At 70.1% G+C, this 23,791-nt stretch carries 17 protein-coding genes; 12 read left to right on the top strand and 5 right to left on the bottom strand.

The features are described 5' to 3' along the window. Window positions 1-26: 26 nt before the first annotated feature. On the bottom strand, window positions 27-1,001 hold the full coding sequence (locus tag KM427_RS17440; protein WP_215524725.1) for a cyclase family protein: 975 nt from the start codon (window positions 999-1,001) through the stop codon (window positions 27-29). Window positions 1,002-1,017: 16 nt separating this feature from the next. Beyond that, window positions 1,018-1,872 (bottom strand): carbon-nitrogen hydrolase family protein, encoded by an 855-nt coding sequence (locus tag KM427_RS17435; protein WP_215524724.1) that lies wholly within the window; start codon window positions 1,870-1,872, stop codon window positions 1,018-1,020. Window positions 1,873-2,213: 341 nt separating this feature from the next. On the opposite strand from KM427_RS17435, the gene KM427_RS17430 reads away from it, so the two are divergent. From KM427_RS17430 to KM427_RS17395, 8 genes are all read left to right on the top strand, one after another. Beyond that, the gene (locus KM427_RS17430; RefSeq protein WP_215524723.1) at window positions 2,214-3,242 is read left to right on the top strand and encodes an ABC transporter permease; all 1,029 of its coding nucleotides are present in this window, start codon (window positions 2,214-2,216) and stop codon (window positions 3,240-3,242) included. A gap of 10 nt (window positions 3,243-3,252) precedes the next feature. Then, a complete protein-coding gene (locus KM427_RS17425) occupies window positions 3,253-4,389 on the top strand; it encodes a substrate-binding domain-containing protein (protein ID WP_215524722.1) in 1,137 nt (378 codons plus the stop codon). 28 nt (window positions 4,390-4,417) lie between these two features. Next, complete coding sequence (locus KM427_RS17420; protein WP_183593594.1) at window positions 4,418-6,931, top strand: ATP-binding cassette domain-containing protein; 2,514 nt, start codon at window positions 4,418-4,420, stop codon at window positions 6,929-6,931. 33 nt (window positions 6,932-6,964) lie between these two features. Next, window positions 6,965-8,206 carry an aminotransferase class III-fold pyridoxal phosphate-dependent enzyme gene (locus tag KM427_RS17415; RefSeq protein ID WP_215524721.1) on the top strand — a complete coding sequence of 414 codons (1,242 nt, stop codon included), beginning with the start codon at window positions 6,965-6,967 and terminating at the stop codon, window positions 8,204-8,206. A 32-nt stretch (window positions 8,207-8,238) separates the two neighbouring features. After that, window positions 8,239-9,831, top strand: a complete 1,593-nt coding sequence (locus tag KM427_RS17410; RefSeq protein ID WP_215524720.1) for an N-acyl-D-amino-acid deacylase family protein — start codon at window positions 8,239-8,241, stop codon at window positions 9,829-9,831. Window positions 9,832-10,025: 194 nt separating this feature from the next. Beyond that, window positions 10,026-10,454, top strand: coding sequence for a Fur family transcriptional regulator (locus KM427_RS17405; RefSeq protein WP_183593597.1), 429 nt, complete (start codon window positions 10,026-10,028; stop codon window positions 10,452-10,454). Window positions 10,455-10,523: 69 nt separating this feature from the next. After that, window positions 10,524-12,794, top strand: coding sequence for a catalase/peroxidase HPI (katG, locus tag KM427_RS17400; RefSeq protein ID WP_215524719.1), 2,271 nt, complete (start codon window positions 10,524-10,526; stop codon window positions 12,792-12,794). A 171-nt stretch (window positions 12,795-12,965) separates the two neighbouring features. After that, a complete protein-coding gene (locus KM427_RS17395; protein WP_246391179.1) occupies window positions 12,966-13,487 on the top strand; it encodes a Dps family protein in 522 nt (173 codons plus the stop codon). 13 nt (window positions 13,488-13,500) lie between these two features. Here KM427_RS17395 and KM427_RS17390 read toward each other — a convergent pair whose 3' ends face one another. Both KM427_RS17390 and KM427_RS17385 read right to left on the bottom strand, forming a co-directional pair. Then, window positions 13,501-14,991, bottom strand: coding sequence for a DHA2 family efflux MFS transporter permease subunit (locus KM427_RS17390; protein WP_215524718.1), 1,491 nt, complete (start codon window positions 14,989-14,991; stop codon window positions 13,501-13,503). 44 nt (window positions 14,992-15,035) lie between these two features. Then, window positions 15,036-16,193 carry an SAM-dependent methyltransferase gene (locus KM427_RS17385; RefSeq protein ID WP_215524717.1) on the bottom strand — a complete coding sequence of 386 codons (1,158 nt, stop codon included), beginning with the start codon at window positions 16,191-16,193 and terminating at the stop codon, window positions 15,036-15,038. 325 nt (window positions 16,194-16,518) lie between these two features. On the opposite strand from KM427_RS17385, the gene KM427_RS17380 reads away from it, so the two are divergent. From KM427_RS17380 to phoA, 3 genes are all read left to right on the top strand, one after another. Further along, window positions 16,519-18,174 (top strand): acyl-CoA synthetase, encoded by a 1,656-nt coding sequence (locus KM427_RS17380; RefSeq protein WP_215524716.1) that lies wholly within the window; start codon window positions 16,519-16,521, stop codon window positions 18,172-18,174. Window positions 18,175-18,255: 81 nt separating this feature from the next. Further along, entirely contained in the window at window positions 18,256-18,675 is a 420-nt protein-coding gene (locus KM427_RS17375; RefSeq protein WP_183593603.1) for a VOC family protein, read from the top strand. Between the two features lie 169 nt (window positions 18,676-18,844). Continuing rightward, window positions 18,845-20,272 carry an alkaline phosphatase gene (gene phoA, locus KM427_RS17370; protein WP_215524715.1) on the top strand — a complete coding sequence of 476 codons (1,428 nt, stop codon included), beginning with the start codon at window positions 18,845-18,847 and terminating at the stop codon, window positions 20,270-20,272. A gap of 70 nt (window positions 20,273-20,342) precedes the next feature. On the opposite strand, the gene KM427_RS17365 is transcribed toward phoA, so the two are convergent. Beyond that, window positions 20,343-21,128 (bottom strand): SDR family NAD(P)-dependent oxidoreductase, encoded by a 786-nt coding sequence (locus KM427_RS17365; RefSeq protein WP_183593605.1) that lies wholly within the window; start codon window positions 21,126-21,128, stop codon window positions 20,343-20,345. A gap of 170 nt (window positions 21,129-21,298) precedes the next feature. On the opposite strand from KM427_RS17365, the gene leuS reads away from it, so the two are divergent. Then, the gene (gene leuS / locus KM427_RS17360; protein ID WP_215524714.1) at window positions 21,299-23,782 is read left to right on the top strand and encodes a leucine--tRNA ligase; all 2,484 of its coding nucleotides are present in this window, start codon (window positions 21,299-21,301) and stop codon (window positions 23,780-23,782) included. Window positions 23,783-23,791: the final 9 nt, after the last annotated feature.

The raw sequence follows: 23,791 nt of genomic DNA, 5'->3' as shown, positions 1-23,791 counted from the left end.
TCTCGTCGGGGTGGCTTCGGGAGGCGTCAGGCCGTGAAGGGCATGGCAAGGGGGCGCATCGGGGCGCCGGTGGCGCCCCGGATCTTCAGGCAGGCTCCGACGAAGGCGAACTCGAACAGCCCGTCCGCGGACAGCTGCTGGCAGTCGACCAGCTCCATCATGGGTACGCCGGCCTCGCCCAGCAGGTAGGTGTGCACCACCTGCCAGTTCTCCTCGTCGTCTGCCGGCATCTGCTCCAACGCCGAGTTGTCGCCACCGATCACCGAGGCTCCGGCCTCGGCCAGCCAGCGCGCGCCCTCGAGGTTGAGTCCGGGGCTGTTGTCGATGTAGCGCCTCGGGTCCGGCCACTGCGACATTCGTCCGGTGCGGACCAGGGCGATGTCTCCCGGGTTGAACGTCACGCCCTGACGCTGCAGGCAGCCCCGGAGATCGGCAGCGCCGATCCCGTAGTTGTCCGGCAGCATCTCGACCGCGTGCAGCGCGGCCACGTCGAAGAGGACGCCCCGGCCGATGATGGGCGGCATCTTGTCCGCGCCGCACTTGAGCCAGTGCCGTGAGCTGAGGTGCTGCTCGGCGGAGAAGCCGTTCCAGATCTCGCCGCGATAGCCGAAGTGGTTCAGCGTGTCGATGTGCGTCCCGGTGTGTGTATACATCGACATCGCGTCCCCTGAGTACGCCACCAGCTCGTTCTGCACCCGACCGGCCCCGGTGAGGTCGTCGAGCACCGTGCCCCCGGGGGTGTGCGTCATCCACTGCTGGAAGGGCGGGTCGCCCGCCTTGGTCCAGGACGGCATGCCCATGAACAGGTCGACGGAGAGGTCGATCGCCGCGCCCGCGTCGGCGCGGGCGACGGCGCGTCGGGCCGCCTCGGGCGACAGCAGGTTGAGCATCCCGATCTCGTCATCAGCGCCGAACGGGGACCTCGTCACCTCCCGGAACCGGGCCGCGTGAGCTGCGATCTTCTTCCGAACCTCGTCGGTGATGATCTCGGGTCCACACATGGGGTCTGCCTTTCGCCTAGTTCTCGGGGGTCTGGGTGAGCACGCCGTACAGCTCCGGTCTGCGCTGCTCGAAGGGCGCCAGCTCGTACTCGCCGGGGAGGAACACCAGCCGCTTGTTGCGCGCCGCCGTCAGGTCGACGGTCGTCGCGAACACGCCTTCGGAACGATCGGCGCGGACCAGGACCTCCCCGCTCGGAGCGACGATCTGGCTGCCCCCGAGGTAGGTGGTCCCGTTCTCCACGTCGCCTCGGTCGGCGACCGCGAGGTACACGAGGTTCTCCGCGGCCCGGACGCGCGTGAAGTGCTCAGCAAGGAGGTGTGCCGAGCTCGGCCAGGCGGTCGGCATCGCGATGATGTCGGCGCCGTCGAGCGCGAGCACACGCGCCGACTCGGGGAAGCGGAGATCGAAGCAGATCATCAGGCCGACGCGCCCGATCCTCGTGTCGAACACCCGGGGACCGCGATCCGTCCCCGCAGCCACGAACCGGTCCGCCCCCAGGTGGGGCAGATGCTGCTTCCGGTAGTGGCCGACGACTCCTCGCCCGTCGACCAGAGCCGCCGAGTTGTAGACCCGATCACCGTCGCGCTCGAGGAAGCCCACCGTGGCCAGGACGCCGCTCCGGCGGCAGGCGTCGACGAGACCCGCCATGCGGGGATCGGTGAGCCCGATCGCCGCCGCGGCGGTGGCGCGCGGGTCGTCGAACAGGTAGCCGGTCAGATGGCATTCGGGGAAGACGACCAGATCGTGACCGAGGCGGCCCGCGGCGCTGATCTGCTCGAGGGTCGCCTCGAAGTTGCGGTCGAGCGCGCCCGCCGTCGCGCCCACCTGGGCGACGGCGACTCTCGCCGGAGCGGGCGGGTCTGGGTGCACGGGGTCTCCTTGCGGCGTCTGATCAGAAGGCACGACGACATTATGCATGCACTATTGACATGCTGCATGCAGCATGTCAATGTTCGGCGCGTGCCCAGTCACGGCGCTGCCGGAGCGATAGCGCTCGGTCGCAGCGGGGCGAGGCTCGCAGGCCGTGTCGTCACCGACCTAGGTCGCCGGCCGCCCCTGTCAGAGGAAGCGCCGGCGATGCGCCCACAGTCCGAACGGAGCGATATGAAGGATTGCGCCACCACCCCCCGGCTCGATGCCGGTCCCTGGTCGACGGCGGGAACGTCGCCACCGGTCCGGGACGGCGGCCGCGCCGTCGGACGGTGCCGGCGATGATCCGCGCTCCTCGGGCGATGCGATTCGCCTGGATCGGCGTCGCCACGGTCCTGCTGTTCGTGATGAGCCCGCTGATCGCGCCCGGCAGTCTCGACTCGGGCGCGCTGGCCGGCATGGTGCCCTTCGCCGCCGCCCTCGCCCTGATCGCGGTCGGCCAGACGCTGGTGCTCGCGCAGGGTGGCATCGACCTCTCGGTCCCCGCGATCGTGGGTCTGGCCGCAGTGGTGGTCACGAAGTTCGCCGACGGAGACGATGCCAAGCTTCCGGTGGCCGTGGTGCTGACTCTCGTGGTCGCCGCGGCCTTCGGCCTGGTCAACGGAATCGCGACCACGAAGCTGAACATCACGCCGTTCGTCGTCACGCTCGCCACGAACTCCGCCGGGCTCGGCGTGATCTATATCGTCTCGAACGAGTTCCCCACGCCCGCGGCGCCGGCCCTCACGACCTTCATGTCGGCACAGTGGATCGGTGTGCCCACGCCGGCGTTCGTCGCCGTCGCGGTGGTCGCGGTCGCCCATGTGCTGCTGAAGGGGACGACCCGGGGCCGGGTCTTCCTGATGGTCGGGGCCAACCGCACCGCCGCCGCGACGATGGGCATCCGGACCGATCGCTACGTCGTCGGCGCCTACGTGCTTGCGGCGGTCTGCTACGCCGTCGGAGCGATCATCCTCGCCGGCTGGGTCCGGACCCCGACGTTGTTCATCGGCGACCAGTACCTGCTGCCCAGCATCGCGGCGACCGTGTTGGGCGGGACCGCGATGACAGGCGGGATCGCCAGCGTGCTGTCCAGCTCGATCGGCGCGGTCTTCCTGACGCAGCTGTCCCAGGTGGTGCTCGCGGCGGGCGCCTCCACGGCCGGGCAGCGGCTCGTCGAGGCGCTGGTCCTGGCGGCCGGCATCGCTGTTCAACGCCTGCGCCTGCCCCGTGCGCTGACTCCGGCAGGCCGGACGCGGCGGCAAGAAGCTCGAGACGCCGTTTCAGAGAGAGAACCGAGAGAGGAACTGACGAACCATGTCAAGTTGTAGGCAGAACCCCGTGCGGAAGGCGGCCATCGGCCTCTCGGTCTCCGCCGTACTGATCGCCATGTCGGCATGCAGCGTGGCTCCGCCCGATGCCTCGGAGACGAAGACAGGGTCGGAGCAGAAGCTGACCACCGGCGACACCAGTCAGCTGAAAGAGATCACTGACTTCTGTGGCGACAAGCCGATGAAGGTGGCGCTCGCGGACGGCCAGGGCGGGAACGCATGGCGGAAGGTGACGCGTGCGGAGTTCGAGGACGAAGCAAGTCGGTGCGACAACATCGAGGTGCTGCCCTACGCGGACGGACAGAACAACCCGCAGAAGGCGATCAGCGACGTCAACGCTCTCGTGGCGCAGGGCGTGAACGGTCTCGTGGTGTTTCCCGACTCAGGGCCAGCCATGCTCCCGACCTTCCGCACGGCGTTCAAGGCCGGCGTATCGGTCGTTCCCTACACGTCGAACCCCGGAGGCGCCCCCGGCGTCGACTACACGACCTTCGTCAGCAACAACACCGCGGCGGAAGGGGGGATCTGGGCGGCCTGGATGTGTCAGACCCTGCAGCCGGAGGGCGGCAATATCGTCTTCCTCGGCGGCACGCCGGGCAATACCCAGAGCCTCACGGAGCTCGAGGCCGTCGAGGAGGAGATGGCGTCGAACTCGGACTGCAGCAACGTCAAGCTGCTGAACAAGTCCGGGCAGCCCTACGACACCAACTGGGAGCCCACGCAGGGGCAGAAGGTCGTCGCCGGACTCCTGACGCAGTACCAGCAGATCGACGGGATCATCAGCGACTCCTCCCAGGTGGTGGTCGCGGGACTCCGGGCGGTCAAGGCAGCGAAGCGGTCCACCCCGGCCATCGCCACGGTCGACCTGAACGAACTGTCCTGTCTCTGGGAGACCTACGACAAGGCCGGTGACGCCTTCCCGATGATGTCGATCGACGGCCGTCCGTGGCTGGTCAGGATCGCCCTGCGCAAGGCGGTCGCGGACTTCCAGGGCATCGACAACGACGAGCCGAACATCGTGACGGTACCGATCTTCGAGGACACGACCGACGACTCGAAGCCGGTCCGGTGCGAGCCCAGCCTGCCGCCGGAGGCCTCGGTCTCGTCGACCCTGAAGCCGGAGCAGCTGCAGAAGGTCTTCAACTAGCCGCCCGTACGACCCTCAGGAGGACTGAATGTCTTCATCTGGGCCCCTTGAGCCGGTTCTGAGCCTGCGGGGCATCACGAAGACCTACCCGGGCGTCCGTGCGCTCAACAACGCTTCATTGGATGTGTACCCCGGAGAGGTACTGGGCCTCGTCGGCGGCAACGGTGCCGGCAAGTCGACGCTCATCGGCGTGACGTGCGGGGCCGTTCCTCCGGACAGCGGGTCCGTCGAGCTCGCCGGGCAGGACCTGGTCGGCAGCGGATCGAGCCGCACGCGTGAGCTGGGCCTGTCGGTCGTGCACCAGCACCCTGCCCTCATGCCGCATCTGACCGTCGTCGAGAACATGCTCCTCGGCGTTCCAGCGCACGAGCGCCCGAGCTTCTCGGACGCTCGTGCGTGGGCCGACCGGCAGCTGCGCGAGTGGGGCTACCAGATCGACGTCGCGGCCAGGGTCCACGACGTCCCCGTGGCTCAACGCCATGCCGTCGAGATCGCGCGCGCTCTCGTCGGCAACCCGAAGGTGGTGATGTTCGATGAGCCGACGGAGGCGTTCACCCGGCAGGAGGTCGCGACCTTCTTCGAGCAGATCCGTCGCCTGACGGCTCGCGGAGTGGGTGTGTTGTACATCAGCCACCGACTGCCCGAGGTGTTCGAGATCTGCGATCGCATCATCTCGATGCGCGACGGAGTGCTGGGCACCGCAGCGCCCACCTCCAGTCTGTCCGAAGCGGACGTGATCGGGCAGATCGTCGGTCGGTCGGTCGGAGCGATCTATCCGGACAAGCGGCCGACTGCGGCCGAGTCCCGGACGCTGCTCGACGTGTGCGATCTCCAGACGGCATCGGGTGCTCGTGGATCCTTCACGCTCCGCGCTGGAGAGATCGTGGGGCTGGCCGGGGTCGAAGGCAACGGTCAACGCGAGTTCCTGCGAGGGCTCGCCGGTCACGACGTGGTGAGTGGTCGGGTGCTCGTCGACGGCGAGGCGGTGTCCGTCGCGACGCCGAGCAGAGCGGCCGGCTCCGGGATCGCGCTGGTGCCGCAGGATCGTGTGATCGAGGGCCTGGCCATGCAGATGTCGGTGCGGGAGAACCTGACCCTCGGCTCCCTGCCGAGCGTGTCTCGGGCCGGGTTCATCTCGAACCGTGAGGAGTCGCGCGCCGTCGCGGGGTCCATCGCCAGCCTTGCGATCAAGACGCCGCACAGTGAGGCGACCATCAGCCAGCTCTCCGGGGGAAATCAGCAGAAGGTGCTGATCGGTCGCACCTTGCTGGCTGACCCCCGGGTCGTGCTCTTCGACGAGCCGACCCAGGGAGTGGACGTGGGGGTGCGCGCCGACATCTACCGGCTGCTGCGCGAGGAGGCGGACGCCGGCAAGGCAGTCGTCGTCCTGAGCTCCAACAGCTCAGAGCTGGTGGGTCTGTGTGACACCGTGCTGGTCTTCTCGAGAGGGCAGATCACGAGGTCGTTGGCTGAGGACGGCGTCCACGAGACGGACATCGCCGAGGCGGCGCACCGCGCCGATCTGCTGACCACCGAGGTCGACCACGACCCAGCGGCGACCACCCGCTCCCGATCCGGAAGACTGACCGGGTTCCTGGCCGGCGACTACGGGCCGAGCGGCCTGCTGGCGGTCGCGATCGTGGTGCTGGGTGCCGTCGCCGCGAACCAGAACTCACTGTTCCTGTCGACGTTCAGCATCCGGAACATTCTGCTGCTGATGGCGCCGCTGCTGTTCCTGGCCGCGGCGCAGCAAGTGGTCATGCTCACCGGCGGGATCGACATCTCGGTCGGACCGTTGGCGGGCCTGTTGGTCGTCATCGCGTCGTTCTACCTCGTCGACGGCCAGAATCTGTCGGTCTGGATCACCGGCCTACTGCTGATGCTGGCCACGGCCTGCGCGGTGGGTCTGACGAACGGGGCACTGGTCCGGTTCGGCATGGTCCTGCCGATCGTCGCCACGCTGGTGACGAACGTCGGGCTGCAGGGCTTCTCACTCACCCTGCGACCGACCCCAGGCGGGGCGATCGCCACCCGGATCACCGATGCGCTGACGTACTCGATCGGCTTCATGCCGGTCTCGGTGATCGTCGGCGTGCTGTTCATGATCGGGCTGGAGCGCTGGTTGCGTCGGTCGCGGGCCGGGATGTCGATCCGGGCGGTCGGGTCCTCGGAGTCGGCGGCGCACCGCATCGGCATCCGCCTGACGCCGACACACATGCTCGCGTACCTGCTCTCGTCCGTCTTCACCCTGCTCGGTGCGCTGTGCTTCATGGCGCAGACGGGAGTCGGCGACGCCACAGCGGGAGTCAGCCTGACCTTCGCGAGCATCACCGCGGTGGTGCTCGGCGGCGCATCGGTGTTCGGCGGACGGGGGAGCTTCATCGGCGCGCTACTCGGCGCGGCGTTCCTGCAGGTGCTCCAGAACGCGGCCGTGTTCATGGGGCTGTCCACCGCCTGGCAGTACGCGTTGCTCGGCTGCCTCGCTCTGACGGCGACCGCCCTCTACGCGCGGGTGCGGCGGACCGATGCCGCCAACCTGTGACCCCGCACGGTCCTTTGATTCGGAGATGGAGAGATGACGAACACCAGCACCACCCTTCGTGAGTCCGCCGACCATCGCCTTCGCAGCCGCGCCGCGCGCGTGGTTCCGGGCGGCATGTACGGGCATCAGCGAGCCGGCCTCTTCCCGGCGAACTTCCCGCAGTTCCTGGCCGGCGGCAATGGGGCGATCATCCGCGACGTCGACGGTCGTGAGTTCATCGACTTCCTGCTCGGGTACGGACCGATGGTGCTGGGCTACCAGCATCCCGCGGTCGAGGAGGCGGCGGCGCGCCAACGAGCGCTCGCGGACTGTCAGAACGCCCCGTCCGAGCGGATGGTCGAGCTGGCCGAGATGTTGGTCGACATGGTCGACCACGCCGACTGGGCGTACTTCGCGAAGAACGGAACGGACGCCACCACGACCGCCTTGACGATCGCGCGGGCGGCGACCGGACGAGCGAAGATCCTCGTCGAGCGACACAGCTATCACGGAGCGGCGCCCTGGTGCACGCCGGGAGTCGCCGGGATCCAGGCCGCGGATCGCGAGAACATCGTCTACTTCGACTACAACGACCTGGCGAGCCTGCGCGACGCGTTCGCCGAGGCCGATGGCGATCTGGCCGGCGTGATCATCACCCCGTTCAAGCACAACGACGGGGTCGATCAGGAGCTCATCACCGCCGAGTTCGCCGGGGCCCTGCGGGCGGGGTGCGACGCGGCCGGTGCCGTACTCATCCTCGACGACGTGCGGTGTGGGATGCGGCTCCACCTGGGCAGCAGTTGGCGCGACGTCGACGTGGAGCCCGATCTCAGCGTGTGGGGCAAGGCGATCAGCAACGGCTACGCCGTGTCGGCGATCCTGGGTCGCGAGTCTCTGCGCGATGCAGCCACCTCGATCTTCAGCACCGGGACCTTCTGGTTCGCCGCGGTGCCCATGGCGGCGGCGCTCGCCACGATCGCCGAGTTGCGGAGGATCGACGGAGTCGGCCTGCAACGCCGAGCGGGTGACCGCTTCAAGGCCGGCCTCGTCGATCAGGCCAATGCCGCCGGGTTCGAGATCGCATACACCGGGCCGAGCCAGATGCCGTACCTGCGGTTCGTCGATGACGTCGACCACAAACTGAGCTTCGAGTTCTCGGAGGCAGCCCTCGAGCACGGGGTCTATCTCCATCCGCGGCACAACTGGTTCGTGAGCACCGCACACACCGACGAGGTGATCGATCGGGCGCTCGAGGGGACCGGCATGGCCTTCAAGCAGCTGGCCACGGCTCGCTGATCTCCCTACTGTGAAGGAATAGGTGACCTGCGTTGACCACGTACTTGCTCCGCGGCGGCCTGATCGTCGACGGCACCGGAAACCCTGGGTACCGAGCGGACCTCGCTATCGAGGAGGGGACGGTCCGGATCGTCCGAAGGCCCAAGGATGCCCCCGTCGGGGCAACCCAGATCGATGTGTCGGGGCTCGTGGTGGCCCCGGGCTTCATCGACATGCATTCGCACACCGGCCTGACGATCCTCGATGAGCCGCAACACAGCCCGAAGCTCACCCAGGGCGTCACCACCGAGCTGGTGGGCGTCGACGGCCTCTCCTACGCGCCGTTCGAGACGTCCAAGGACCTCGAGCTGTTCGCTCGGATGAACGCGGGCCTCGACGGTCTTCCGGAGATCGCCTTCGACTGGGGCTCGGTCGACAGCTATCTCCGCCGGTTCGACGTCGGGGTGGGCGTCAACGTCGCGATGCTGATGGGGAACTCCGCGCTGCGGATCGCCGCGGTCGGGTGGGACGAGGGGGAGGCCTCTGCCGAGCAGATCGCCACGATGCGCCGGCTCGTCGGCCGGGGGATGCGCGAGGGAGCGTTCGGCATCTCGACGGGCCTCGACTACCCGCCGGGCAGCTACGCGTCCACCGACGAGCTCGTCGAGCTCTGTCGCGAGGTGTACGAGCTCGGCGGGCTCTACCACACCCATGTTCGCTACTGGCTCGGCGATCGGCACCTCGATCCCTTCAAGGAGGCCTTCGAGATCAGCGAGCGAAGTGGCGCTCGCCTCCACGTCACGCACATGTACACGCGTGACTACATCCCGGACGGGGTCGGTGCTCTGGTCGGCCTGCTCGACGAGACCTACGCCGGTGGGGTCGATGTGTCGTTCGACGTGTATCCGTTCGAGTGGACCGGAACCCGGTCGACGATCTACCTGCCGCAGTGGATCCAGTCGGGAGGCCCGGACGAGACGCTGCGCCGGTTGGCGGATCCGGAGTGTCGGCGGCGGTTCGTGCAGGACCTGACGGATGCCGACCCTCGGGACTCCTGGCGTACGCAGATGGACTACGTGTTCGTCGGATATCTCGCGGGTGGCAAGAACGAGAAGTTCGAGAGCTGGACACTGGGCGAGATCGCCCGCTATCGCGGTGTCGACGTGGTCGACGCCTTCTTCGATCTGCTCATCGACGAAGACCTGCGGGTCGCGGAGGTGTTGTCCCCGGGGCCCCCCGGCAACCGGCTGCAGACGTTCCTGACACACCCATTGGGCATGATCGGCACGGATGCGATGTACCTGGGGGACCGGCCCAGCCCGCGGTCCTACGGCAGCTTCACCAGGATCCTCGGCGAGTTCGTCCGTGGCGACTCGATGATGCCGCTCACGGAGGCCATCCGCAGGTTCACCTCGTACCCCGCGCAGCGCCTCGGTCTCAAGCAGCGGGGCATGCTGCGCGACGGCCTGGTGGCCGACGTGACCGTCTTCGACCCTGCGACGGTCAGGTCGAACGCCACCCACGCCCACCCTCGGACGGAGTCGACGGGCATCGAGCATGTGTTCGTCAACGGTGAGCAGGTGCTGCGTGACGGCGCGCTCTCCGGGCGTCTTGCGGGCCGCGCCCTGCGCTTCGGGAACGACTGACACGCTGCTGCCGGGCGCCCTCGGCCGCGAGGTCGCCTCGGCAGGCACATCACTTCTGAAGCCGTCCGTCACGTCACCCGAGCCGGGTGACGTGACGGACGGCTTCGTCGCATTTCGGTACGGGCTCGCGGGTGCACCGCCGCGAGCCGGCGATGATTCTTGACTGGTTCAAGAAAGCCGGTCAGACTGCAGGCATGACCACCGACGCCGAGCGGCTGCTGCGGGAGGCGGGGTTGCGGGTCACCCGCCCGCGGCTCGCGGTCCTGGGCGCGGTCCACACGCATCCGCACGCCGACACCGAGTCCATCATCGCCGCCGTACGCCGCGACCTGCCCGACGTCTCGCACCAGGCGGTCTACGACTCCCTGCACACGCTGAGCGCGAACGGGCTGGTGCGCCGCATCCAGCCGTCGGGATCGGTGGCCCGCTACGAGTCGCGGGTCAACGACAACCACCACCACGTGGTCTGCCGTTCGTGCGGCGTCATCGCCGACGTCGACTGCGCCGTCGGCCACACCCCGTGCCTGACCGCCTCCGACGACTCCGGCTTCCGGATCGACGAGGCCGAGGTCATCTACTGGGGCCTGTGCCCCTCCTGCTCCACCGTGACAGCACCCGCATGACACCCGGCATCAAACCTGGCATCACACCGAAGTGTTGAGAATCCTGTTGGAAGGAAGCGCGAGACAACAATGACCGAGAGCAACGAGAACCCGACCGCGGTCGACCCGCAGGGCGTGGAGCGCAAGGCGGAAGGGGGATGTCCGGTCGTGCACGGCAGTGGCAGCGAGAGCGAGAACCCCGCGATCGCCTCGCCGACGCCGAGGACGGGCGGCCGCCCGCACACCAACCAGGACTGGTGGCCCAACCAGCTCGATCTGTCCGTGCTGCACTCGAACTCGGCGGAGACCAACCCGCTGGGTGCGGACTTCAGCTACGCCGAGGAGTTCGAGAAGCTCGACATCGAGGAGCTCCGCAAGGACATCGTCGAGGTGCTCAACACCTCGCAGGAGTGGTGGCCGGCCGACTTCGGCCACTACGGCGGCCTGTTCGTCCGGATGAGCTGGCACGCGGCCGGCACCTACCGCATCCACGACGGCCGCGGTGGCGCGGGCCAGGGCGCGCAGCGCTTCGCCCCGCTCAACAGCTGGCCGGACAACGTCGGCCTCGACAAGGCCCGGCGCCTGCTGTGGCCGGTCAAGCAGAAGCACGGCCAGAAGATCTCCTGGGCCGACCTGCTCGTGTACGCCGGCAACGTGGCGCTCGAGGACATGGGCTTCAAGACCTTCGGCTTCGGCTTCGGCCGCGCGGACATCTGGGAGCCGGAGGAGATCTACTGGGGCCCGGAGGACACCTGGCTGGGCGACGAGCGCTACAGCGGCGAGCGTGACCTCGCCAACCCGCTCGGCGCCGTCCAGATGGGCCTCATCTACGTCAACCCCGAGGGCCCGAACGGCAACCCGGACCCGCTGGCCTCGGCCCGCGACATCCGCGAGACCTTCGCCCGGATGGCGATGAACGACGAGGAGACCGTCGCGCTGATCGCCGGCGGGCACACCTTCGGCAAGACCCACGGCGCCGGCGACGCGGCCCTGGTGGGCCCCGAGCCGGAGGCCGCGCCGCTGGAGGAGCAGGGCCTGGGCTGGCGGGGCTCGTTCGGCACCGGCAAGGGCGACGACACGATCAGCTCGGGCCTCGAGGTCACCTGGACCTACCACCCCACCCGGTGGGACAACGAGTTCTTCCACATCCTCTTCGCCTACGAGTGGGAGCTGACGAAGTCGCCCGCCGGTGCGTACCAGTGGCGGCCCAAGAACGGCGCGGGCGCCGACATGGTGCCGATGGCGCACGACCCGTCCAAGCGTCGCGAGCCGCGGATGCTCACCTCCGACCTGGCCCTGCGCTTCGACCCGGAGTACGGCAAGATCTCGCAGCGGTTCCTGGAGCACCCCGACGAGTTCGCCGAGGCGTTCGCGAAGGCCTGGTACAAGCTGCTGCACCGCGACATGGGTCCGGTGGAGCGCTACCTCGGCCCCCTGGTCGCCCCGACGCAGCCCTGGCAGGACCCGGTGCCGGCGGTCGACCACGAGCTCGTGGGTGACGGCGACGTCGCCGCGCTCAAGGCGAAGGTGCTCGACTCCGGCCTCTCGGTCTCGGAGCTGGTCTCGACCGCGTGGGCCTCGGCGGCGACCTTCCGCTCGACCGACAAGCGCGGTGGAGCGAACGGCGCCCGCATCCGGCTCGAGCCGCAGCGCGGCTGGGCCGTCAACCAGCCCCAGCGGCTCGCGTCCGTCCTCGAGAAGCTCGAGGGCATCCAGCGCGAGTTCAACGAGGCCGGCGGCGCGCAGATCTCGCTGGCCGACCTCATCGTGCTGGCCGGCTCCGCGGCCGTCGAGAAGGCCGCCAAGGACGGCGGCGTCGACGTGACGGTGCCGTTCCGCCCGGGTCGCACCGACGCCTCGCAGGAGCAGACCGACGTCGACTCGTTCGCGGTGCTCGAGCCCCGGGCGGACGGCTTCCGCAACTACGTGCGCGAGGGCGAGAAGGTCCAGCCCGAGGTGCTGCTGGTCGACCGTGCCTACATGCTCGGGCTCAACGCTCCCGAGATGACGGTCCTGGTCGGTGGCCTGCGGGCGCTCGACGCCAACGTCGGCGGTGCGCAGCACGGCGTCCTCACCGACCGGCCGGGCGTGCTCACCAACGACTTCTTCGCCAACCTCCTGGCCCCCGGGCGGGAGTGGAAGGCGTCGGCGTCGCAGGAGAACGTCTACGAGATCCGCGACCTCGGCAGCGACGAGGTGCGGTGGACGGCCACGGCGGTCGACCTGGTCTTCGGCTCGAACTCGCAGCTGCGGTCGCTCGCCGAGGTCTACGGCAGCCAGGACGCGGGCGAGAAGTTCGTCCGCGACTTCGTGGCGACGTGGGTCAAGGTCATGGAGAACGACCGGTTCGACCTGGCCTGATCGCGCAGGCGCCTGTCGCAGAGGGGCTCACGTCGTACGACGTGAGCCCCTCTCGCATGTCCGGGACCGGATCCGGGCGCGGCTGAGGCTAGGCTCACCTTTCTGGAATCATTCAAGAAAAGGTGATTGGATGGAGCCATCCCCAAGGGAAGGATGACCCTCGTGACCGACATGCTGCACTCCGACCAGAGCACCCACGTCGCCCAGCCTCCGTTCACCGCTTCCGAGCAGCTGGCCACCCATCTCCAGCAGCTCGCGGTGGACCTCATCGACCTGCACCTGGTGGCCAAGCAGGCGCACTGGAACGTCGTCGGCCTCAACTTCCGAGACCTGCACCTGCAGCTCGACGAGGTCGTCGACGCCGCCCGCGAGTTCTCCGACCAGGTCTCCGAGCGGATGCGGGCGATCTACGTGACCCCCGACGGCCGCGCGACGACCGTCGCGGCGCAGTCCAGCCTTCCGGACTTCCCGACCGGCGAGGTCAACACCGCGCAGGCCGTTGACCTGATCGCGGCCAGCCTGTACGCCGTCTCCGGGACCGCCCGTCGGATCCACGACGACGTCGACGCCGAGGACCCCACCACCGCGGACATCCTGCACGCGATCATCGAGCGCATCGAGCAGCTCGCCTGGATGATCGACGCCGAGAACCGGATCGCCAACTCCAGCCTGCCCCGCCCGATCCACCGCTGACCGGCTCGGCAGGTCAGGCGTCGAAGCCGTCGTGGCGAGGTCGCTCGAAGCAGGCCACGACGGCCAGGCCGAGCACCAGCACGACCGCGGGCAGCAGCATCGACTGCGACATCGCGGCGGCGAACCCCTCGACGACCTCGGGGGGCAGCTGGCTCAGGCCCGACTCCGGCGCGGCGGAGGGGTCCAGCCCCTCCGCCGCCAGCCGGCCGTCCATGAGCACCGCGATGCCGGCCGCCCCGAGCACGGACCCGACCTGCCGGGTCGCGTTGTAGACGCCGGCGCCGGCGCCGGCCTGGTGCTCGGGCAGGTTGCGGCTGGTGGTGGTGGAGTTCGGCGCCCAGATGAACGCGTTGCCGACGCCCATCCCGGCCGTGGCCAACAGCAGCTCCCAGGTGTGGGAGTCCACGGTCATCACCTGGGAGAGCCACCCGAACGACGCCGCCATCACCGCGAACCCGAAGCCGATCAGCAGCCGCGGGTGCACCCGGTCGGTGAGCCGCCCGACCCGCCTGGCGAGCAGGATCGCCAGCACCGCCATCGGCACCAGCAGCAGCGCGGCCTCCGTCGGGCTCATCCCGCGCACGCCCTGGGCGTAGAGCATCAGCGGGAACGCCATCGCGGTGATCGCGAAGCCGACGACGGCGATGGCGGCGTTGCCGAGTGAGAAGTTGCGGTCGTGGAACAGCGTCAGGGGCACGAGCGGCTCGCGCTGGTTGCGCCACTGCCACCAGACGAATGCCGCGAGCACCACCAGGCCGCCGAGGATCATCGCCCAGATCCACGGCGCCCAGTCCTGCTGATGCCCCTCCTGGATGCCGAAGACCAGGAGGAACATCCCCACGCCGGACAGCACCACGCCGCCCCAGTCGAAGTCGCGCGAGTGCGTCTCGAGCGCCGGCACCAGTCGCACCGCGAGCACGAGGGCCACCGCGACGAGCGGGATGTTGACGAGGAAGATCCACTCCCAGCCGAGCGCATCGACGAGTACGCCGCCCATGAGCGGGCCGAGGAGCGTCGAGACGCCGACGGTGAGGCCCCAGACCGCCATCGCCCGACCCCGAACGACGGGCGGGAAGATCCGGGTGATGATCGCCATCGTCTGCGGCGCCATCATGGCCGCTCCGAGGCCCTGCGCGACCCGGGCGACGATCAGCATCTCGACCGTGGTCGTCAGTCCGCACCACAGCGAGGCCGCGCCGAACACCGCCAGCCCGAGCAGGTAGATGCGCCGGGGCCCGAAGCGATCGCCGAGCCGGCCGGTGATCAGCACCGGCACGGCGTAGGCGAGCAGGTAGGCACTGGTCACCCAGACCGCCTGGTTCACGTCCGCATCGAGCGCCGTGATGATCGCCGGCGTCGCGACCGAGACGATCGTCATGTCGACGAGAATCAGGAAGAAGCCCACGCACAGGGCGACCAGGGCGGCCCACGGCCGGTCGGTCGAGCCGGCGGCCGAGTGCCGGTCGGCCGGATCCGCGAGCCGCGGGGGGAGTGTCGAGGTCATCTCTCTCCTCAGAGCTCAGGTCAGAACTCAGGTCAGGGCTCGGGTCAGAACTCGGGCGACCGGGCGAGCAGGGCCCGGCCGAGCAGCCGCTGCCCCGAGGGCACGCGGAAGTGCGCCTGCGGCACGGGTACGGCGTACACCGCGTAGACGCCCTCGCGCGCCGGCACTCGCACCCGGGTGGCCGTCGCCGGCAGTCCGGCCTCCTCGACCAGGGCGAGCGTCTGCGCGATCGTGCGCTGCTGCAGCCGTGGCCAGACGCTGTCGAAGAACGCCTGCTGCGGTCGGTCGGTCACCATGTTCGCCAGCAGCACCAGCCCGCCCGGCCGGGTGATCGAGGCCGCGGCGCGGAGCAGGTGCGCGGCGATCCGGTAGCCCATCCGGCTGGTGGGGATGTGCTCGAAGAGCCCGACGAGGTCCACCACGTCGACGCTGGCCGGCTCGACGTAGGAGGTGATCGGCGTCTTGAGGAAGTTCTTGCGGAGCAGCTCGACGCGGTCGACGTGCCCGCGGATGCTCGCCTGGCCGGCGACGGTCGCGAGTGCCAACGGGTCGTGGTCGACGAACACGGCCCGGTCGACGGGCCGGCCCTGTGCCTCGAGCCGGTCGACCAGGTCGAGGACCGGCCCGCTCGCACCACACGCCAGGCTGAGGGTGCGCACGGGCTGGTCGTTCGGCCGGTCGCGGAGATGCTCGTGCACCAGGTCGAAGGCACAGTCGGCGCGGGTGCGCACCGCATGCGAGTCCGTGACCCCGATCAGGTAGTCGCGCGAGGTGAGTCCGTACTCGTCCGCGTTGTCGTCGAGAGCCCCGCCCGCGAAGAAGTCCCGGTAGCGGCCGAGGATGCGGTCCGCGCCCGCCGGGCTGTTCTCCTGGGTGATCAGGTCGCGCGCCGTTCGGGTGCCCTGGTCGAAGAGCGGTGCGTCGTACGCCGCCGGGTCGATGCCCTGCGCCGGTGTGGCGAGTCCACCGACGTCGTAGAGCGTGTGCAGCGCGACCGCCCGCTTGGCCACCCCCCACCAGGCCCGGCCCGCCGGATGGGTCTCGGCGTCGAAGAGCCACTGCACGAAGTCGGGCCGGGCGACCTGCTCGGCCAGGGCCCGGTCGACCTGGCCCTGCGTGTGATCGCTCAGCTCGAAGCGCGGGGCCGGGTCGGTGAGCGCGACGTCCAGTCCGGTGCTCGCGAGGCGGTTGATCTCCTCCATGACGGTCGGCTGTACGCCGAGGCGTCCGAGGGGGGCCTCCGTCCTCGGTGCGTGGTCGGCCAGCCGGTCGGTGCCTGATGCCTGGTGCACGATGGTGTCTCCGTCGCTCTGCTGGGGGCCGCGACGCTGGGGCGCGTGACCGGGACCTTCCTGGCCCCAGACCGAGACGCTAGGGACGAGGAGGCGCCGCCGACCGGCTCTTGAGCCACGGAAAGGGGTGGATGCTCGCCGGCCGCAGCCGCGGCCCCGATGCGGTGGTCGCCGCCTCCCGGAGCGGCTACCATCGCGCGGAACAAGAACCTGTTCTAGTGCGAGGTGGTCGTCGATGCCCGGTCCCCGTCCCCACGGCTTCAACCTCTCGACGGTGTTCTCCACGGTCGCCGCGGCGGTGCCCGACCAGGAGGTGCTGGTCTGGCGTGACCGACGGCCGACGTACGCCGAGACGGATGCCCGCGCCTCGGGCCTCGCGCGGCTGCTGGTCGAGCGCGGCCTGGGCTGCCACACCGAGCGGGACCGGCTGGCCGGCCACGAGTCCGGCCAGGACCACCTCGGGATCTACCTGCACAACGGCAACGAGTACCTCGAGGCGATGGTCGGCTCCTACCGCGCCCGGGTCGCGCCGTTCAACGTCAACTACCGCTACGTCGAGGAGGAGCTGGTCTACCTGCTCACCGACGCGCGGACCAGGGCGCTGGTCTACCACGCCGAGTTCGCGCCGCGGCTGGCGGCGATCCGCGACCAGCTGCCCGACCTCGACCTGTTGATCCAGGTCGCCGACGAGTCGGGTCACGCGCTGCTGCCCGGGGCGGTCGACTACGAGGAGGCCCTGCGCACGCCCGAGCCGGTGGCCGGGATGCCGGAGCCCGACGGCGACGACCTCTACGTCCTCTACACGGGCGGCACCACCGGCATGCCCAAGGGCGTGCTGTGGCGCAACGACGACATCTACGTCAGCTCCATGGGCGGCACGCCCTTCGGCACGACCGAGCCGTTCGCGTCGTACGACGCGATCGCGCAGCACGCCCGCGACGCGGGCGGCACCATGCGGCTGCTGATGATCCCGCCGTTCATGCACGGCGCCGCGCAGTGGTCGACGTTCCACACGATCACCAGCGGCGGCACGATCGTGCTGCCCGACGAGGTGCGCCGCCTGGTGCCGGGCGACGCCCTCGCGATCGCCGCCCGTGAGCGGGTGGTGAGCATCCCGGTCGTCGGCGACGCCGTCGCGCTGCCGCTGATCGAGGAGGTCGAGCGCGGTGGCCACGACCTGTCCGGACTCGCCGCCTTCAACAACGGCGGCGCGCCGCTGACGCCGGGCGTGCGCGACCGGATCCTCGAGGCGCTGCCGCACATCCTGGTGATGGACGCCGCGGGCGCCTCGGAGACCGGGCTCCAGATGAGCTCGCTGTCGCTCAAGGGCATGGAGGCCGGCACGGCGACGTTCGACCCGGTGCCGACGACGGTGGTGGTCGACGACCTCTTCACGCGGGTGCTCGGGGCCGGCGAGGGGGAGGGGTGGCTCGCCCAGCGCGGCCGGGTGCCGCTCGGCTACCTCGGCGACGGACCCAAGACCGGGCGCACCTTCCCGGTGATCGACGGTGAGCGGTTCTCGATCCCCGGCGACCGCGCGGTGGTCGACGACGAGGGCAGGATCGTGCTGCTCGGCCGCGACGGCGTCACCATCAACTCCGGCGGCGAGAAGATCTTCGTCGAGGAGGTCGAGCGCGCGCTGGCCGCGCATCCGGCCGTCCGCGACGTCGTGGTGGTCGGCCGCCCCTCGGAGCGCTGGGGGAGCGAGGCGGTCGCCGTGATCCAGCTCGAGGACGACGCGACGGCCACCGACGCGGAGCTGCTCGCCGAGGCCGAGCGGCACATCGCCCGCTACAAGGTGCCGAAGGCGATCATCCGGGTCTCCAGCGTGCAGCGGTCCCCGTCGGGCAAGGCGGACTACCGTTGGGCGAAGGCGCAGGCGGTGGGCTGAGGTCGGATCCGTGAGGCCGCGATGAGTACGCCGCCCGGCGCCGGTCGAACCGGTATCCGATTCCCACACCAGGAGGCGACCGTGGCCACCCAGCTGAACCCCTACCTGAACTTCCGAGGCCAGGCCCGCGAGGCGATGACCTTCTACCAGTCCGTCCTCGGCGGCCAGCTCGATGTGATGACCTTCGCCGACATGGGCGGCATGGGCGTGCCCGAGTCCGAGGCCGCGCAGGTCATGCACTCGTCGCTGGGCGTCTCCGACGCCGTGCAGCTGATGGGCTCCGACGTGCCGAGCCAGATGGAGGGCGACTTCGTCAACGGTCGGATCTCGCTCAGCGGTGACGACCGGGCGACGCTGCAGCGGTGGTTCGAGGGGCTCGCCGAGGGCGGCACGGTCAACATGCCGCTCGAGAAGGCACCCTGGGGCGACTGGTTCGGCGACCTCACCGACCGCTTCGGCGTGAGCTGGCTGGTGAACATCGCGGGCACCGACGGGGACTGACCGGCCCGACGGCGTACGCGCGGCCGCGCGCCGAGGCCGATGACCCTCATCGAGGTCATCGGGCCGGCGTCGTCCGGCCACCCGCGCGCCGTTGCGCGTTCACCGGCGCATGGTCGGCTCGCATCCGGGGCCGCTCCGGTCCCTCCCCACTTCTCGGAAGGACTCTCGGATGCACCTGCGCCTCTCCCGACAGCACCGGCGGGCCGCGGTCGCTCTCGCCGCCGTCACCGTGGTCGGCACCACCAGCGGCCTCGCCGTCGCCGGTGGCGGCCGGCACCACGACCCGGCGCCGGACGACCTCACCGCACACGCGGGAGCCACCCGCAACGACGGCGACCGCACCACCCAGGTGCGCAAGGCCGTCGAGGGCGGTCACGCCCGCAACGTGATCCTGCTCATCGGCGACGGCATGGGTGACTCGGAGATCACCGCCGCCCGCAACTACGCCGAGGGCGCCGCCGGCCGCTTCGCCGGCATCGACGCGCTGCCGCTGACCGGCCAGTACACGACGTACTCGCTCTCGAAGGCGACCGGCCTGCCCGACTACGTGCCCGACTCGGCCGCCACCGGCTCCGCGTGGGCGACCGGCACGAAGACCTACGACAACGCGGTCTCGGTCGACATCAAGGGTCAGCCGCAGCAGACGCTGCTCGAGCTGGCCAAGGCCAACGGGCTCAAGACCGGCGACGTGACGACCTCGGAAATCCAGGACGCCACTCCCGCGGTACAGGTCGCGCACATCTCGGCGCGGTCCTGCTACGGACCCGACCAGACCTCGGCGACCTGCCCCGAGGCGGCGAAGGAGAACGGCGGGCTCGGGTCGATCACCGAGCAACTGCTCGACACCCGCCCCGACGTGACGCTGGGCGGCGGCGCAGCGACGTTCGCGCAGACCGCCAAGGCCGGGACCTGGACCGGCAAGACGCTCCGGCAGCAGGCCGACGAGCGCGGCTACCAGGTGGTGACCGACACCGCCGGCCTCGACGCCGTACGCCGGGCCGACCAGCGCGCGCCGCTGCTCGGCCTCTTCGCGCCGGGCAACCTGCCGGTGCGGTACGTCGGCCCCGCGGCCACGCCGGGTGGCTCGAAGCTCCCCGCGCAGCGCTGCACGGACAACCCGAACCGTCCCGCGACGCAGCCGACGCTGGCCGAGATGACGGAGAAGGCGATCGACCTGCTGGAGAACCGCAAGGGCTTCTTCCTCCAGGTCGAGGGCGCCAGCATCGACAAGCAGGACCACGCCGCCGACGCCTGCGGCCAGATCGGCGAGACCGTCGACCTCGACGAGGCCGTCCAGGTCGCGCTGGCCTACGCGAAGCGGGTCGGCCACACCTCGGTGTTCGTCACCGCCGACCACGCCCACACCAGCCAGATCATCGAGGTCGGCAGCGACTCGCCCGGCCGCACCGTCACCCTCACCACGGCCGACGACGCACCCATGACCCTCAACTACGGCACGTCGACCGGCAGCTCCCAGCAGCACACCGGCAGCCAGCTGCGGGTGGCGGGCTACGGTCCCGGCGCCGCCAACATCGTCGGCCTGACCGACCAGACCGACCTGTTCTTCACCATCCGCGACACGCTCCGGCTCCGCTGACCACCTCGGGTCGTCCGCTTCAGGAGGGTGCCTGCACCGGCCTCAGGCGGACGACCCGAACCTCGGCGCGTCAGGTGATCGTCATCCCGCCGTCGACGGCGAGCGTCTGCCCGGTGACGTAGCCGCCGGCGTCGGAGGCCAGGAAGACGACGGCGGCCGCGAGCTCGGCCGGGTCGCCCTTGCGGCCGGCGGGGATGCGCTGCTGCTGGGAGTCGAGATAGCCGGGCGGGTACTGGTCGGTCATCTCCGAGGCGAAGAAGCCCGGGGCGATCGCGTTCACGCGGATGCCCTTGCGGCCGGTCCACTGCTGGGCGAGGTCACGGGTCATCCCGATCAGCCCGGCCTTCGACGAGGCGTACGCCGCCTGGGGGAGGCCCGCCGTGGTGAGACCGAGCACCGAGCTGATGTTGACGATGCTCGAGCCAGGCTGCATCACCCGGCCGCAGGCCTGCGCCATCCAGTAGCAGCCGTTGAGGTTCACGTCGATCACGGCCCGGAACTCGTCGGGCGTCTCCCGGGTCGCCGGCACCGCCGTACCGATCCCGGCGTTGTTGACCAGCACATCGACCCGGCCGAACTCCTCCATGGCGAGGGCGACCAGGTTGGCGCACGACTCGGGGTCGGCGACGTCGGTCTCGACGGTGAGCGCGCGCCGGCCGGCGGCCTCGACGAGCCTGGCCGTCTCGGCGAGCCGGTCCGCCCGCCGGGCGCCGAGCACGAGGTCGGCTCCGGCCTCCGCGAGGCCCTGGGCGAACGCGACGCCGAGACCGCTGGAGGCCCCGGTCACGATGGCGACCCTGCCGTCGAGCCGGAACAGATCGGGAACGCTGCGCGCGCTGCTGCCGGGTGAGCTCATGCCCGCGACTGTAGTCAGCCCGGCCGTCGGGGGTATCCTGAGGCCATGTGGAGGACCCTGCTCCTTACCTAGCCGCGTCGACGCGCACCCATCGACGCGGCCGCCCCTCGTGCCCGAGGGGCTTTTTTGTGCCCGGAGTCGACCATCCACCAGAGCATGAGAGAGACGAGATGAGCGAGCAGGAGACGTACGACGTCGAGGCCGTCCAGGAGAAGTGGCTGCCCGTCTGGGACGAGCTGCAGCCCTTCCGCGCCGACGAGGACTCCCCGCGCGAGAAGAAGTACGCGCTGACGATGTTCCCCTACCCGAGCGGCGACCTGCACATGGGGCACGCCGAGGTGACGGCGCTGCACGACGTGGTCGCGCGCTACTGGTGGCAGCGCGGCTTCGAGGTGCTGAACCCGATGGGCTGGGACTCCTTCGGCCTGCCCGCCGAGAACGCCGCCATCCGCAACGACGAGCACCCCGCGACGTACACCTACGCGAACATCGAGACGCAATACGAGTCGTTCAAGCGCTACGGCATCTCCTTCGACTGGTCGCGCCGCCTGCACACCTCCGACCCCGAGTACTACCGCTGGACGCAGTGGCTGTTCCTGAAGTTCCGCGAGCGCGGGCTGGCCTACCGCAAGAACAGCCCGGTCAACTGGTGCCCCAACGACCAGACGGTGCTGGCCAACGAGCAGGTCGTCGACGGCAAGTGCGAGCGCTGCGGCGCCGACGTCACCAAGCGCGAGCTGACCCAGTGGTACTTCAAGATCACCGAGTACGCCCAGGAGCTGTTGGACTGCCTGGACGACCTGGAGCCGACCTGGCCGGCCCGGGTCGTCACCGCGCAGCGCAACTGGATCGGCCGCTCCGAGGGCGCGCACGTCGACTTCGCGGTCGAGGGCCACGATCCGATCACCGTCTACACGACGCGTCCGGACACGATCTTCGGCACCACGTTCATGGTCGTCGCCGTCGACTCCGCGCTGGCCGAGGAGCTGGTGACCGACGGGCAGCGCGCCGCCTTCGAGACCTACCGCGACGAGATCCGCAAGGAGACGGAGATCGAGCGGCTGTCCACGGACCGCCCGAAGACCGGCGTCGACCTGGGGGTCACGGCGACCAACCCGGTCACCGGCACCCAGATCCCGGTCTGGGCGACCGACTACGTGCTGGCCGACTACGGCACCGGTGCGGTCATGGGCGTGCCCGGCGGCGACCAGCGCGACTGGGAGTTCGCCACGGTCATGGGCCTGGAGATCATCCGGACGACCCAGACGCCGGAGGGGTTCGAGGGCGAGTCGTACAACGGCGAGGGACCCGCGATCAACTCGCCCGCCCCCGGCGTCGACGCACCGCTGGACATCAACGGCCTGGGCGTGGCCGAGGCCAAGCGCGCCACCATCGACTTCCTGGAGCAGCGGGGCACCGGCAAGGGCGCCGTCAACTTCCGCCTGCGCGACTGGCTGCTGAGCCGCCAGCGCTACTGGGGCGTGCCGATCCCGATCATCCACTGCGAGAAGGACGGCGAGGTCGCCGTTCCCTACGACCAGCTGCCGCTGGAGCTGCCCGAGCTGCGCGGCGCCGACCTGAAGCCCAAGGGCGTCTCGCCGCTGGCCGCGGCGTCCGAGTGGGTCGACGTGGCGTGCCCGACCTGCGGCGGCCCCGCGAAGCGGGACAGCGACACGATGGACACCTTCGTGGACTCGTCGTGGTACTTCCTGCGCTACTGCTCGCCCACCTACACCGACGGCCCGTTCGACGTCGAGAAGGCCAAGGCGTGGATGCCGGCCGACATCTACGTCGGCGGCGTCGAGCACGCCGTGCTGCACCTGCTGTACGCGCGCTTCTTCACCAAGGTGCTGCGCGACATGGGGATGCTGGACGTCGGCGAGCCGTTCGCCGCGCAGCTGAACCAGGGCATCGTCATCAACCAGGGCAAGAAGATGAGCAAGTCGCTGGGCAACGGCGTCAGTCTGGGGGACCAACTTGCGGCGTACGGCGTGGATGCGGTGCGGCTGACGCTGGTCTTCGCCGGTCCGCCGGAGGACGACATCGACTGGGCCGACATGTCGCCGGCCGGGTCGCTGCGCTTCCTGCAGCGCGCCTGGCGGCTGTCGGGCGACGTCACCTCGGCGCCCGGCACCGCGCCGGAGGGCGGCGACGTCGCCCTGCGGCGGGCCACCGCCCACACGGTGCACGAGGCGGCCGAGCTGATCGAGGGCTATCGCTTCAACGTGATGGTCGCGCGGGTCATGGAGCTGGTGAACGCGACCCGCAAGGCCATCGACCTACCGGAGTCTCGCGGAGGCTGCGGCCCCGCCGACCCCGCGGTGCGGGAGGCGGCCGAGGCCGTCGCGATCCTGCTGTCGCTGGTCGCGCCGTTCACGGCCGAGGAGATGTGGGAGCGGCTGGGCCACCGGCCCACCGTCGCTCGCGCCGGTTGGCCGGCCGTCGACCCGGCGCTGCTGGTCGAGGAGTCGGTCACCGCCGTCGTCCAGATCCAGGGCAAGGTCAAGGCCCGGCTGGAGGTCGCCCCGGACATCGCCGAGGCCGACCTGGAGCAGCTGGCCCTGGCCGACCCGGACGTGATGAAGGCGATCGACGGCCGGCCGGTGCGCAAGGTCATCGTGCGCGCGCCGAAGCTGGTCAACGTCGTCGTCTGAGGGCTCGTC

The sequence above is a fragment of the Nocardioides sp. LMS-CY genome (assembly GCF_018732145.1).
GTDB lineage: Bacteria > Actinomycetota > Actinomycetes > Propionibacteriales > Nocardioidaceae > Nocardioides > Nocardioides soli.
This window is presented reverse-complemented; position numbering and strand designations above follow the sequence as displayed.

Bases quoted from the DNA above. Each gene is read 5' to 3' on its own strand.
- KM427_RS17440 (WP_215524725.1), bottom strand. From the start codon at position 1,001: ATGTGTGGACCCGAGATCATCACCGACGAGGTTCGGAAGAAGATCGCA.
- KM427_RS17430 (WP_215524723.1), top strand. From the start codon at position 2,214: ATGATCCGCGCTCCTCGGGCGATGCGATTCGCCTGGATCGGCGTCGCC.
- KM427_RS17420 (WP_183593594.1), top strand. From the start codon at position 4,418: ATGTCTTCATCTGGGCCCCTTGAGCCGGTTCTGAGCCTGCGGGGCATC.
- KM427_RS17415 (WP_215524721.1), top strand. From the start codon at position 6,965: ATGACGAACACCAGCACCACCCTTCGTGAGTCCGCCGACCATCGCCTT.
- KM427_RS17405 (WP_183593597.1), top strand. From the start codon at position 10,026: ATGACCACCGACGCCGAGCGGCTGCTGCGGGAGGCGGGGTTGCGGGTC.
- katG (WP_215524719.1), top strand. From the start codon at position 10,524: ATGACCGAGAGCAACGAGAACCCGACCGCGGTCGACCCGCAGGGCGTG.
- KM427_RS17395 (WP_246391179.1), top strand. From the start codon at position 12,966: ATGCTGCACTCCGACCAGAGCACCCACGTCGCCCAGCCTCCGTTCACC.
- KM427_RS17390 (WP_215524718.1), bottom strand. From the start codon at position 14,991: ATGACCTCGACACTCCCCCCGCGGCTCGCGGATCCGGCCGACCGGCAC.
- KM427_RS17385 (WP_215524717.1), bottom strand. From the start codon at position 16,193: ATGGAGGAGATCAACCGCCTCGCGAGCACCGGACTGGACGTCGCGCTC.
- KM427_RS17380 (WP_215524716.1), top strand. From the start codon at position 16,519: ATGCCCGGTCCCCGTCCCCACGGCTTCAACCTCTCGACGGTGTTCTCC.
- phoA (WP_215524715.1), top strand. From the start codon at position 18,845: ATGCACCTGCGCCTCTCCCGACAGCACCGGCGGGCCGCGGTCGCTCTC.
- KM427_RS17365 (WP_183593605.1), bottom strand. From the start codon at position 21,128: ATGAGCTCACCCGGCAGCAGCGCGCGCAGCGTTCCCGATCTGTTCCGG.
- leuS (WP_215524714.1), top strand. From the start codon at position 21,299: ATGAGCGAGCAGGAGACGTACGACGTCGAGGCCGTCCAGGAGAAGTGG.